At 54.6% G+C, this 12,980-nt stretch carries 11 protein-coding genes and 1 tRNA gene; 5 read left to right on the top strand and 7 right to left on the bottom strand.

Annotated features, from left to right (window positions below):
- The 3 genes from ccoO to ACJJJA_RS06645 form a co-directional block, all read right to left on the bottom strand.
- Positions 1 to 618 (bottom strand): cytochrome-c oxidase, cbb3-type subunit II, encoded by a 618-nt coding sequence (gene ccoO / locus ACJJJA_RS06655; protein ID WP_152452172.1) that lies wholly within the window; start codon positions 616 to 618, stop codon positions 1 to 3.
- An 11-nt stretch (positions 619 to 629) separates the two neighbouring features.
- Positions 630 to 2,084: a cytochrome-c oxidase, cbb3-type subunit I gene (ccoN, locus tag ACJJJA_RS06650; RefSeq protein ID WP_444885924.1), complete on the bottom strand. Its 1,455-nt coding sequence runs from the start codon at positions 2,082 to 2,084 to the stop codon at positions 630 to 632.
- A gap of 187 nt (positions 2,085 to 2,271) precedes the next feature.
- Positions 2,272 to 3,492 carry an argininosuccinate synthase gene (locus ACJJJA_RS06645; RefSeq protein WP_252084944.1) on the bottom strand — a complete coding sequence of 407 codons (1,221 nt, stop codon included), beginning with the start codon at positions 3,490 to 3,492 and terminating at the stop codon, positions 2,272 to 2,274.
- 321 nt (positions 3,493 to 3,813) lie between these two features.
- On the opposite strand from ACJJJA_RS06645, the gene pyrC reads away from it, so the two are divergent.
- The 3 genes from pyrC to ACJJJA_RS06630 all read left to right on the top strand — a co-directional run bounded on the left by pyrC (position 3,814) and on the right by ACJJJA_RS06630 (position 6,499).
- The gene (gene pyrC, locus ACJJJA_RS06640) at positions 3,814 to 4,845 is read left to right on the top strand and encodes a dihydroorotase (protein WP_444904088.1); all 1,032 of its coding nucleotides are present in this window, start codon (positions 3,814 to 3,816) and stop codon (positions 4,843 to 4,845) included.
- Positions 4,846 to 4,935: 90 nt separating this feature from the next.
- On the top strand, positions 4,936 to 5,610 hold the full coding sequence (rnt, locus tag ACJJJA_RS06635; protein ID WP_252084942.1) for a ribonuclease T: 675 nt from the start codon (positions 4,936 to 4,938) through the stop codon (positions 5,608 to 5,610).
- Between the two features lie 694 nt (positions 5,611 to 6,304).
- Positions 6,305 to 6,499 carry a PFL_1563 family small protein gene (locus ACJJJA_RS06630; protein WP_252084941.1) on the top strand — a complete coding sequence of 65 codons (195 nt, stop codon included), beginning with the start codon at positions 6,305 to 6,307 and terminating at the stop codon, positions 6,497 to 6,499.
- Positions 6,500 to 6,634: 135 nt separating this feature from the next.
- On the opposite strand, the gene secF is transcribed toward ACJJJA_RS06630, so the two are convergent.
- The 4 genes from secF to queA all read right to left on the bottom strand — a co-directional run bounded on the left by secF (position 6,635) and on the right by queA (position 11,928).
- The gene (gene secF, locus ACJJJA_RS06625) at positions 6,635 to 7,636 is read right to left on the bottom strand and encodes a protein translocase subunit SecF (protein WP_252084940.1); all 1,002 of its coding nucleotides are present in this window, start codon (positions 7,634 to 7,636) and stop codon (positions 6,635 to 6,637) included.
- Positions 7,637 to 7,647: 11 nt separating this feature from the next.
- Positions 7,648 to 9,516, bottom strand: coding sequence for a protein translocase subunit SecD (secD, locus tag ACJJJA_RS06620; RefSeq protein WP_444888287.1), 1,869 nt, complete (start codon positions 9,514 to 9,516; stop codon positions 7,648 to 7,650).
- Between the two features lie 205 nt (positions 9,517 to 9,721).
- Entirely contained in the window at positions 9,722 to 10,840 is a 1,119-nt protein-coding gene (tgt, locus tag ACJJJA_RS06615; protein ID WP_444900922.1) for a tRNA guanosine(34) transglycosylase Tgt, read from the bottom strand.
- Between the two features lie 14 nt (positions 10,841 to 10,854).
- On the bottom strand, positions 10,855 to 11,928 hold the full coding sequence (queA, locus tag ACJJJA_RS06610) for a tRNA preQ1(34) S-adenosylmethionine ribosyltransferase-isomerase QueA (RefSeq protein ID WP_444904087.1): 1,074 nt from the start codon (positions 11,926 to 11,928) through the stop codon (positions 10,855 to 10,857).
- Positions 11,929 to 12,106: 178 nt separating this feature from the next.
- Between queA and ACJJJA_RS06605 the strand changes: the two genes are divergently transcribed.
- Positions 12,107 to 12,193, top strand: a tRNA-Leu gene (locus ACJJJA_RS06605).
- 477 nt (positions 12,194 to 12,670) lie between these two features.
- Complete coding sequence (locus ACJJJA_RS06600; protein WP_444904086.1) at positions 12,671 to 12,892, top strand: hypothetical protein; 222 nt, start codon at positions 12,671 to 12,673, stop codon at positions 12,890 to 12,892.
- The last annotated feature ends 88 nt before the right edge of the window (positions 12,893 to 12,980 follow it).

Here is a 12,980-nt window from a genome sequence, read left to right as displayed (position 1 = left end):
TTAGCGTTTTTGGGTAACCAGGGTACCCAGCTGTTGCAAGTAAGCGACCAGCGCATCAATTTCCTTCACCTTGCCACCTTTGAAAGGCTCGGCGGCATTGGCGATATCCTCATCGGTGTAGGGCACACCGACCAGGCGCAGCGCTTCCATCTTACGCGCGGTGTAATTACCAGTAACCACATTGTCGAACAACCAGGGGTAGGCCGGCATAATGGATTCAGGCACTACACTGCGTGGGTTGTACAGGTGAGCACGCTGCCATTCATCGGAATAGCGGCCGCCCACACGGGCCAGGTCAGGACCAGTACGCTTGGAGCCCCACAGGAAGGGGTGCTCGTACACGGATTCCTGTGCCATGGAATAGTGGCCGTAACGCTCCACCTCGGCGCGCAGTGGGCGCACCATCTGGGTGTGGCATACGTGACAGCCTTCGCGAATATAGATATCCCGGCCTTCCAACTGCAGTGCGGTCAGCGGCTTCTGACCCGGCAGCGGAGTGTAATTTGCCTTGGTAAAGAACTGCGGGACAATCTCTACCAGAGCACCAAAGCTGATGGCGATAATGGTGAAAAAGATCATCCAGCCGATATTTTTTTCTACGATGTCATGATTCTTCACGATCTAAACTCCTATGCCGCAGGCACTGCACGAACGGTGTTATCGGCTTCGGCATCGTTTACTTTCTCAGTAATCGTGCGGTAGACGTTGTAAGCCATCAGCAGCATACCGACCAGGAACATGGCACCGCCCAACCAGCGCACCACATAGCCCGGGTGGCTCGCAACAACACTTTCCACGAAGCTGTAAGTCAGGGTGCCGTCGGCGTTGAAGGCGCGCCACATCAAGCCCTGGGTAATACCGTTAACCCACATAGCGGCGATGTACAGAACCGTACCCACAGTGGCCAGCCAGAAGTGCGCGTTGATCAGCTTGGTGCTGTACATTTCGCGACGCTTCCACAGAACCGGAACCAGGTGGTACAGAGCACCAATAGAGATCATCGCAACCCAGCCCAATGCGCCGGAGTGTACGTGGCCCACAGTCCAGTCGGTGTTGTGAGACAGAGCGTTCACAGTCTTGATGGACATCATCGGGCCTTCGAAGGTGGACATACCGTAGAAGGACAGGGATACCACCAGGAAGCGCAGGGTAGGATCGGTGCGCAGCTTATGCCAAGCGCCAGACAGGGTCATGATGCCGTTGATCATACCGCCCCAGGAAGGCGCCAACAGGATCAGGGACATTACCATCGCCAGGCTCTGCGCCCAGTCGGGCAGCGCTGAGTAGTGCAGGTGGTGACCACCGGCCCATACGTACAGGGAGATCAGTGCCCAGAAGTGCACGATAGACAGCTGGTAGGAGTAAACCGGACGACCAGCTTGCTTAGGTACGAAGTAGTACATGATGCCGAGGAAGGCCGCAGTCAGGAAGAAGCCTACCGCGTTGTGGCCGTACCACCACTGGATCATCGCATCCTTGGTACCGGAGTAGATGGAGTAAGACTTGAACGGAGCAACCGGAATTTCCAAATTATTAATAATGTGGAGTACGGCAATGGTGATGATGTAAGCACCGAAGAACCAGTTGGCAACGTAGATGTGGGAAGTCTTGCGCTTCATGATGGTGCCGAAGAACACCAGCGCATAAGCCACCCAAACTACGGCGATCAGGATATCGATCGGCCATTCCAGTTCAGCGTATTCCTTGGTGGAGGTGAAGCCCATCGGCAGGGTAATAGCCGCTGCCACGATAACGACCTGCCATCCCCAGAAGGTGAAGGGAATCAGCCAGCCGCCCCAAAGGCGAACCTGACAGGTGCGCTGCACCACATAGTAGGAGGTGGCAAACAGAACACTACCACCGAATGCGAAGATAACCGCATTGGTGTGCAGTGGCCTCAATCGCCCAAAGTGCGAGAAGGGCTGCCAGAAATCGTTCAGCTCGGGCCAGGCCAGCTGAGCCGCGATCAATACGCCCATGCCCATACCAAAGATGCCCCAGACCACGGACATGATGGTGAACTGGCGCACGATATTGTAGTCATAGTCCGGCACAGGGCCGGTCTTTGCCACCGTTGTCGTCATGTTTTTACTTCCGTTGCTTTTAAAATTCGGTTCCACTGAGCGGGCCTGGCCCACCACTGGGTCTGCAGCAGTCATGTATGAACCCGCTTATAACGTCGAAGGCATACACATAACTGTCACTGTTGGCCAGAAAAGGATTTAAGCGCATCCATTTCCAGCCTTGACTGATCTAAATCAACTAAGCCGACTAAATCAATTTTCTTCCTTTACCGGCGGCGATGCGCAGGCGCAGGGCATTGAGCTTGATAAAGCCCTCTGCATCTTTTTGGTTGTAGGCCCCGGCATCATCCTCGAAGGTTGCGATACGCTCATCGAAGAGGCTATCTACAGAGCGGCGGCCTACTGCACTGACACTACCCTTGTAGAGTTTCAGGCGTACTTCACCATTCACCACTTCCTGGGATTCATCGATAGCGGCCTGCAACATGCGGCGCTCAGGCGACCACCAGTAACCGTTGTACACAAGATCCGCGTAGCGCGGCATCAAGGAATCTTTCATATGCGCCACTTCACGATCCAGCGTAATGGACTCGATAGCGCGGTGCGCCTTCATCAAAATTGTTCCACCGGGAGTTTCGTAACAACCGCGGGATTTCATACCCACATAGCGGTTTTCCACAATATCCAGGCGGCCAATGCCGTTAGCTCCACCCAACTTATTCAGTTTTTCCAGCAGGGTGGCCGGGCTCAAACGCTCACCGTCGATTGAGACTGGATCACCTTTCTCAAAGCCGATGGTGATGTAAGTCGGCTCTTCTGGTGCGGCCTCCGGGCTCACACTCCAGCGCCACATGTCTTCCTCGGCTTCCGCCCAGGGGTCTTCGAGGATGCCGCCCTCGTAGGAAATATGCAGCAGGTTGGCATCCATCGAGTAAGGGGATTTTTTCTTCGTAGAAGAGAAATCCACTGGAATCTTGTGCTGTTCGCAGTATTGCATCAGCTTTTCGCGGGAATTTAAGTCCCATTCGCGCCAGGGCGCGATTACCTGAATACCCGGCTTCAGTGCGTAGGCACCCAGCTCAAAGCGCACCTGGTCGTTGCCTTTACCGGTGGCACCATGGGAAATAGCATCGGCACCGGTCTCGTTGGCAATTTCAATCAAGCGCTTGGCGATCAGCGGACGCGCGATAGAGGTGCCCAGCAGATACTCGCCCTCGTAAATCGCATTGGCACGGAACATCGGGAAAACGAAGTCCCGCACATATTCCTCGCGCAGATCGTCGATATAAATCTCTTTCACACCGAGCGCCTCGGCCTTGGCCCGCGCCGGTTCAACTTCCTCACCCTGGCCAATATCCGCCGTGAACGTCACTACTTCACAGCCGTAAGTATCCTGCAGCCATCGCACAATCACTGAAGTATCCAGTCCGCCGGAATATGCCAGTACTACCTTCTCGATTTTGCTCATTGCTGTCCTCTGCTGCTGGATTTTTGCCGCCACGATCAAAGTGCGGCGATTGGAATCACCTATCTGTGAAGTTTGTTTCGTTCTGGGGGAGGTTATTCTTGGAGGTATGCCCAGGCTCGGTATTTATGGGCACAATTAATACCCACACACTTTATCGGGGCGCGATTGTAGCGCCTCTGCTCGCAATCGACTAGCGCCAAGGTGAGAGTCTATACAATTGATTAACTTTTAACCGGGCCGCGCATCGCATTTTGACCCTGCATCGGGTAGCATGCGCGCCGCACAGAGACACTTCTACAGCAATTGATATCCTGGAGTACCATGACGGAGCAAATCACTCTACGCGCCCCCGACGACTGGCATATTCACCTGCGTGACGGTACTGCCCTGAAACGCACCGTTGGCGATGCCGCCCGACAATTCCACCGCGCAATTGTGATGCCAAACCTGGTACCGCCCGTCACCACCGGTGAAGGCGCAGCCGCATATCGCGAGCGCATTATCGCGCATATCCCAGCCGGCCGAACTTTTGAACCGCTGATGGTGATTTACCTCACCGACAAGACCGATGCCGAAGTGATTCGCCAGGCCCACACCAGCGGCGTAATAGCAGCAAAACTCTACCCGGCTGGTGCCACCACCAACTCCGACTCCGGCGTAACTGACATCGCCAATATTTACCCGGCTTTGGAAGAAATGCAGTCCTGCGGCATGAAGCTGTTGGTACACGGTGAGGTCACCACCAGCGATATCGATATTTTCGACCGCGAGCAGGTATTTATCGAGAAGACCCTAGCGCGCCTGGTAGAAGATTTCCCCACTCTGAAAGTGGTTTTTGAGCACATCACTACCGCCAATGCCGCTGAGTTTGTGCAAAATGCCCGCGAAGGCGTTGCCGCGACGATTACCGCGCACCACCTACTCTACAACCGCAACCATATGCTGGTTGGCGGTATTCGCCCGCATTTTTACTGCCTGCCAATTCTCAAACGCGGCGATCATCAGTCCGCACTGATTGAAGCCGCCACCAGTGGCAGCCCGAAATTTTTCCTCGGCACCGACTCGGCCCCCCACGCGCACCACAAGAAGGAGCACGAGTGCGGCTGTGCCGGCTGCTACACCGCTTACTCCGCTATCGAACTGTACGCCGAAGCCTTTGAGCGTGCCGGCAAGCTGGATAAGCTCGAAGGCTTCGCCAGTAATTTCGGCCCGGATTTCTACGGCCTGCCGCGCAATCAGGACACCATCACTCTGGTGAAGCAGCCCTGGGCACTTCCCGAAGCGCTGGATATGGGCGGCGAAAAGCTGATCCCCCTGGCCGCCGGGGAAACCCTGAACTGGAAGCTCGTATAATTCCAGTTCAAACCCTCGCGGGCCCAAGCCCGCGAATCCCCTACCCCGCCGGATTTACCCCGGCACAACTGAGATTTACAAGGACCCAAAGTGACCCCGGCCGAAGAACCCACAGGACCAAAGAGCTCCCTTGCCCAGCGATTTCGCGGCTTCCTGCCGGTTGTGATCGATCTGGAAACCGGCGGCTTTAATGCGCGCACCGATGCCCTGCTGGAAATTTCGGCGGTAATCCTGGATATGGATGAAGAGGGGAAACTTTTTCCGCTGGAAACCCACAGCTTTCACCTGGAACCATTCGATGGCGCCAATGTGGAGCAATCGGCGCTCGACTTTATCGGCATCGATCTGGAATCCCCCGAGCGCGAGGCCTGGCCCGAGGAAATCGCCCTGCCGGAAATGTTCCGCAAGATCCGCAGTGCCGTGAAGAAACACAGCTGCACCCGCGCCATTATGGTTGCCCACAACGCCCACTTCGACCTGGGCTTTGTGAATGCCGCGGTTGAACGGACCGGGATCAAGCGCAATCCCTTCCACCCCTTCTCCTGCTTTGACACCGCTACCCTCGCCGGGCTCGCCTACGGCCAAACCGTGTTGGCGAAAGCCTGCCAGGTAGCCGGTATTGAGTTCGACAATAGCTGCGCCCACTCCGCCGAATACGACGCGGAAAAAACCGCAACCCTGTTCTGCGGTATCGTCAATAAATGGCGGGAACTGGGTGGCTGGCCAGTGGCCAATACCGAACTCCTGGAGCAGGAGACCGAATAATTCTCTGCGAGCCTCTTACTTAGGTGAGCTCCAGGTGGAGCTGGAGAGGCGATCTTCGCTCTCGCGATTCTTAATCACTTATTGTGTGAGGTAATGGTGGCGTACAAACCGAGTAAGCCGGAGGTTGTTGCGAAAGCAGTAATATATTGTGTACTCGCCACAGGCTTCGTCTTTGGTTTAATGATTCCTTTTGTATTTTTGGGGGGCGCTGGAGGCTCTAGCTCTGCTCACATACGTGGGGATTGGATGTTTTCACTGCTGGATTCTCCATATTTCTACGTAGCTTTATCCATCTGCTGGCTTATAGGAATCTACTCCGCCATTAAAGGTGTACCTAAGTGGGTGGCATTTTCAATGAAGATGCTGGTAGCGATTGCAATTCTCCCAATCACATTACGCATCCTAATCCAGGATGGAACTTGGCTTTTCTCAAAGTCTGGTGATAATGATCACATATAACAGCGCCAAGCAGTTTATTCCCCCCTTCTGGGGTACCGCGGGACGCCTTATTTTGCGCGACTGCTAAGTTCCCATTATCACGTACAAAGTAAGTCGCCACTGCTGGCGGCGGCAATATCCTTGCGGCTTTAATGGCGGCAAACTGTGCACTATGAGTGCCACTTAGGCAGTTGGATGCTTTTTTATCCAATTTGCTGTATGATGACTGGCCAACCCAAAACACCGGACAGTCACCGTGGCCAAAAAAGCATCCTCCTCTTCCAGTCGTAAGCAGACCGCCCCCTTAGAGACCAGCGAGAGTATTGAGGCGCAAGTGCAAGCCTTTTTGGAGAAGGGTGGCGAGATCGAGCAGGTCCCCAAGGGTGTCAGCGGCCAGACCAACACTTCCGGTCCCAAACATATCACTCTGGGCAAAAAACCTCGCAGCTAACTGTTTGCAACTAGCTAGGCAAATCACCCCACAGTGAAAACCCCGATTGCAGTGCTTACTTATCAGTAACTGAACAATCGGGGCAAAAAAAAGGCCGCTAAGCAGCGGCCTTTTTTATTTGGAAGCTCTTCCCGATTAGGGCATTTCTTCCAGCTCTGCACCTTCCTTCACCGGCGGCATCAGATCCTCTTTGCTGATCTTCAATGCCATCAGCACGTTCGCAGCGACGTAAACAGACGAGTAAGTACCCACAACCACACCGACAATCAACGCCAGGGAGAAGTTGTGGATCAGCTCACCACCAAAGAACTGCAGTGCCCAAAGCACTAACAAGGTGGTGAAAGAGGTCATAAAGGTACGGCCCAGGGTCTGACTGATGGAGATGTTAATAATCTCCTCCGACTCTGCCTTGCGCACTTTACGGAAATTCTCGCGGATACGGTCGGATACCACGATAGTATCGTTCAACGAGTAACCGATCACTGCCAGCACCGCCGCCAACACGGTCAGATCGAAATCCAACCCCATCAGAGCAAAGAAGCCCAGCACAATAATGACATCGTGCCCCAATGCCGCTACCGCGCCAACCGAGAACTTGTACTGGAAGCGCAAAGCGACGTACATCATCACCAGTGCCAGCGCCACCAACATACCGAGGCCGCCATCGTCGCGCAGCTCGGCACCCACTTGCGGGCCGACCAGTTCGACCCGGCGCAGGGTAACGGTGCCCTCACTGCCGGCACGTAGAACCTCTACCACCTTGTCACCAATAGGCGTAGTGGTCTCCTGATCGGTGGCGCTAATACGAGTCTCTTCTTCGGCTACCTCTGGGGGCAACTTGATCATCAGCTCGTTATCGGAGCCGTAGTTAACAACCGTGGCGCCTTCGAAGCCGGCATCTTCCAACTGAGTGCGCACGTCGTTAATAAACGGAGTAACTTCGTAGCCCACTTCTACCTGCGTACCGCCGGTAAAATCCAGACCGAACTTCAGGCCCTTGGCCGCCAGTATCCCGATCGAAGCCAGCACCAGTACAACGGATAGTACGGTGGCAAACTTGCGCCAGCGCATAAAGTCGTACACGCGCTTGCCCATGTACTCGGTAATCTTTCCGCTTTCCACTTTGGTCTCACTCATGGCCAGCCTCCTTAAATCCAGAGTTTCTGTACACGGCGACCGCCGTAGAACAAATTGATGATTGCGCGTGTGCCCATGATGGCACTAAACATAGAGGTGAGAATACCGATAGACAGGGTCACCGCGAAGCCCTGTACTGGGCCGGAGCCGATAGCGTAGAGGATCACCGCCACAATCAGGGTAGTGATATTCGCATCCACAATGGTGCTGTAGGCGTTATCGAAACCGGCACTAATCGCCGTTTGGGGAGGCATCCCATTCCTGAGCTCCTCCCGTATTCGCGAGAAGATCAGCACGTTGGCATCCACCGCCATACCCACCGTCAATACGATACCGGCGATACCGGGTAGCGTCAGGGTGGCGCCGAGAATCGACATCACCGCCACCAGCAGAATCATATTGACCGCCAGGGCAATATTGGCGGCGAGACCAAATACCCGGTAGGAGATCAGCATACAAATAATGACTGCGAGCAGACCGATCTGTACCGATTGCACACCCACCTTGATGTTATCCGCACCCAAGGACGGGCCGATCACACGCTCTTCCACAAAGTACATGGGAGCGGCCAGCGCACCAGCGCGCAGCAGCAGGGCCAGTTCCTGGGCTTCTGCCGGGCTGTCCAGTCCAGTTACACGAAACTGTTTGCCCAGGGCGCTCTGCACGGTGGCCAGGCTGATAATCTTTTTATCTTCAGTTCTAACCTGCTCGACAATCTCATTGCCTTCGGCATCCGTTTTGGTCTGCGGGGTAAAACGGGTCTCGATAAACAGGGTGCCCATACGGCGGCCGACATTCTTCCAGGTGGCACGGTGCATCAGCTCACCACCACGGGAATCCAGGGTGATATTCACCTGGGGAAGACCGCTCTCATCGTAGCCGACACGCGCATTGGTTACGCTGTCACCCTTGATGATGATCTTGCGCTCCAGCCAGGCGCCGCCGTACATCTGCTGTTGGCGCTCGCTGCGGTACTCGAAGTACTCCTTGTTGGTGACCAGCTCATCGGGGCGGGCCTCCATACGGTATTCCAGGTTGGCGGTCTTACCGATAATCCGCTTGGCTTCGGCGGTGTCTTGAACACCGGGCAGCTCCACCACAATACGGTTGCGCCCCTGGCGCTGTACGATCGGCTCGGCCACACCCAGCTCATTCACCCGGTTGCGCAGGGTGGTGAGGTTCTGGGAAACCGCATAATCCTCAAGTTGCTTGATCTCTTGCTCAGACAAGGTGGCTCGGATTTCCAGGTTCTCGCCACTGCCGGTCTCGCGCAGTTGCAACTGCGGGAATTCCTTGCGCATGGTGGAAAGGGCCAGACTGCGCAGCTCCTCGTTGCGGAAACGCGCCACAATCTCGCGATCGTCGATCAGGTTAACGCTACGGTAACGGGCCTTGGCCGCGCGCAGTTTGGTTTTCACATCCTGCACATAGCCTTCCATATTGGTTTTTACGATGGTGTTGGTATCCACCTCCATCAGGAAGTGCACACCACCGGCCAGGTCGAGACCCAACTTCATCGGGCTGGCGCCGATATCACTGAGCCACTGGGGGGTAGTCGATGCCAGGTTTAGAGCAACCACGTAATCGCTGTGCCCCAGAGCCTCCTGAATCGCGCGCTTGGCAGGTAGCTGCTGGTCGATGGATTCGAGGCGAATCAAAATCGCCTTGTCACCCACCTCACCACCGAAGTGGGGAATACCCGCCTCATCCAGGGCTTTGCGCGCCTTAGTGAGGACGTTCTCGTCCATCTCCATGGCGCTGGACTGCCCGGAAATCTGCACCGCAGGGTCCGGCTTGTAGAGGTTGGGCGCGGCGTAGATCAGGCCGAAGGCCACAACCGCGAGAATCAGAAAGTACTTCCAGATCGGGTAGCGATTCATGCTGTTCTCATTGTTCTAGTGTGACCCCGAGGGCCGGTAAATCTTGGCAATCTGCCTGGATATGTGGGCGCAGTACACAAATTGCAAGGTGCACAGCCGCCGACAAAAGTGGGAGCGATTATACGGGGATCGAATGAACGGACAAATGACAGGGGCACAATCGTGCGATCGACTGTGCCCCAGATAGGATAAAAGTGCGACAGGGTTAGACCTGCAGTGGCGGAACCTCACGGCCCAGACCGCGGTAGAACTCCGCGACATACGCCTCCAGCTCATTGGCGGCAATGGCGTCGCGCAGCTTTTGCATCAGACGCTGGTAGTGGCGCAAATTGTGAATCGTATTCAGCTGCGCACCGAGAATTTCACCGCAGCGATCCAGGTGATGCAGGTAAGCGCGGGAGAAATTCTCACAGGTGTAGCAATCGCACTCTTCTTCCAAGGGGCCCGTATCGTGGCGGTGCTTGGCGTTGCGGATTTTCACTACACCTTCAAAGGTAAATAGGTGGCCGTTGCGCGCATTGCGCGTGGGCATGACGCAGTCGAACATATCCACACCGCGGCGCACCGCCTCGACAATATCTTCCGGCTTACCCACGCCCATCAGGTAGCGCGGTTTATCTTCCGGCATCTTGTGCGCCAGGTGATCCAATACCTTGATCATCTCCTCTTTCGGCTCACCCACAGACAGGCCGCCAATGGCATAGCCATCGAAACCAATATCAGTTAGCCCCTTAAGGGACACATCGCGCAATTCCGGGTACATACCGCCCTGCACAATACCGAATAGCGCCGATGGGCTATCGCCGTGGGCCTTCTTGGAGCGCTCCGCCCAACGCAGGGACAACTCCATAGATTTGCGCGCTTCATCGGTGGTGGCCGGATAAGGCGTGCACTCATCGAAGATCATGACGATATCGGAACCCAGGTCCCGCTGAACGCGCATGGATTCTTCCGGGTCCAGGAATACCGGGCTGCCATCGATCGGCGAGCGGAAAGAAACCCCCTCTTCGGTAATCTTGCGCAGCTCACCCAGGCTAAACACCTGGAAACCGCCGGAGTCGGTAAGGATCGGGCCGGACCACTGGGTAAAATCGTGCAGATCGCCGTGGGCTTTAACCACTTCGGTACCCGGGCGCAGCATCAGGTGGAAGGTGTTGCCCAGAATAATCTGTGCACCGATCCCTTCGATATCCCTCGGCAACATGCCTTTCACGGTGCCATAAGTGCCCACCGGCATAAACGCCGGGGTTTCCACCACACCGCGAGGGAAACGCAAGCGACCGCGACGGGCCTTGCCATCAGTGGTATCCACTTCAAACTGCATAAAACATTCGCGGCTCACTGGGTATCTCCTTTCGCTGGTGCGACTTCTTCTTTTTTGGCATTGGGATCGCGGGTAATAAACATGGCATCGCCGTAACTAAAGAAGCGGTAACGCTCCTCAACTGCGGCCTTATAGGCGGCCATCGTATGCTGGTACCCGGCAAAGGCGCTCACCAGCATCAATAAGGTGGATTCTGGTAGATGGAAGTTGGTGACCAACTTATCCACAACCTGGAATTCATAACCGGGATAAATAAAGATATCTGTCTCTCCCACGGTGGCCTGTAACTGGCCACTGCGCGCCGCACTTTCCAGCGCGCGCACGCTGGTGGTGCCCACCGCAATCACGCTGCCATTGCGCGCGCGGCAAGCGGTTACCGCATCCACCACTTCCTGGGAGACATCCAGCACTTCGCTGTGCATCTGGTGCTCGTAAATATTGTCCACGCGCACCGGCTGGAAAGTACCCGCCCCCACATGCAGGGTAACGAAGACAACCTCGACACCTTTATCCCGCAGCGCACCGATCATTTCATCATCAAAGTGCAGCCCCGCAGTAGGCGCCGCCACTGCACCGGCGTTGCGGCCATATACGGTTTGGTAGCGCTCCCGATCACTGGCATCGTCTTCACGATCAATATAGGGAGGCAGCGGCATATGGCCGAGGCGATCCAAAATCGCCAGCACACCTTCTTCTTTGGGGAAGGACAATTCAAACAGTGCATCCTTGCGGCCGGTCACCTCTATACGGGTACCGTCTTCAAGGACGATGGTGGAGCCGGGTTTGGGCGACTTGCTGGAGCGCACATGGGCCCAGATATCCGTCTCATTAAGCACCCGCTCCACCAGGATTTCCAACTTACCGCCGGTCTCTTTCTGCGCGAACAAACGCGCCGGGATCACCCGGGTATCGTTAAAGACTATCAGGTCACCTGATTGGACCTGATCGAGAATATCTGGGAACTGCCGATGTGCAATGGCCCCACTGGGCCCATCCAGACACAAAAGACGGCTGCCACGGCGCTCTTCAGTAGGCGCGCGGGCGATCAGCTCATCGGGCAGATGAAAGTCAAAGTCCTGACGCTGCATGGAATCCTGGAAATCTAGAAACAATGGAGAGGTCGCGAAGGTTATAGGAAATTTTAGGAGCTGTTAACTGGGACGACAGAAAATGCGCTAAGTTATTGAAATCACTGGTTGACCCCGGCTAAAGCATTGCTATAATCACGCCCTCTTCGCACCGACCCCAAGGTCGAACAGCGAAAGTGCCAGAGTGGTGAAATTGGTAGACACAGGGGATTCAAAATCCCCCGCCCTTAAAAGCGTGCCGGTTCGAGTCCGGCCTCTGGTACCATATCTCAAACCCGCGTCAGCCTTAGCTTTCGCGGGTTTTTTATTACCTTTCTACAAATCAAAAACAAGACATTACGCGCCAAAGTGTCAACCAAGTGTCGACACAATATGTTGCTAAGCCTGTAAACGTGGTGATTCAACTCATTTGTGGCACTACACCTACATACGTGCTGTTTTAAGTGGATAAATCCACTCGGTCTTACGACTGTTACATAAACCCTAGAACACACGATTAAAGCTACAGCCTTTGCCACTGCACTCTAATTACGTAAGGACATTCTCCCCATAACCTTTAACTTTTTGCTCCAAAAGAAATAGAAAAACTGCAAGTCACCAAATAGCAAGGAAACAATGCTCGGTGATATATTAGCGCCAAGAGTTAGCTAATCTGGTTTTAAAAAGGAGTATTGAATGGAGAGTACAGAACCAGCTCTTTACCTCCAGCCAACTATGTGGCTTCAAGTAGTCTCTGTAGCAGGTGCTGTATTGGCAATTGCTCTGCGGACTATTTATTGTATACAAGCGTATAACCGCAAAAGGACAAGGGTTTGGGCCCGCAACTCTAAAAGCAATTGGTGTTGTTTTATTTATCCCAACAATTTTAATCCTTGCTATTGTAACTGAGTTCCAATCAGAAACTTTAGCAGCTTTACTTGGGACTATTGCTGGCTATGTATTGTCAGATGGAAAATCTGAATAGCAATTCTGATCCAATACCGCAGCCTCCCTATCAAGGGCTACTGACCTAGCCCTTGATACAACCTGTACCATTCTCTGAAATCGTTACT

The organism is Microbulbifer mixtoriginis (SeqCode), assembly GCF_052466865.1.
This window is presented reverse-complemented; position numbering and strand designations above follow the sequence as displayed.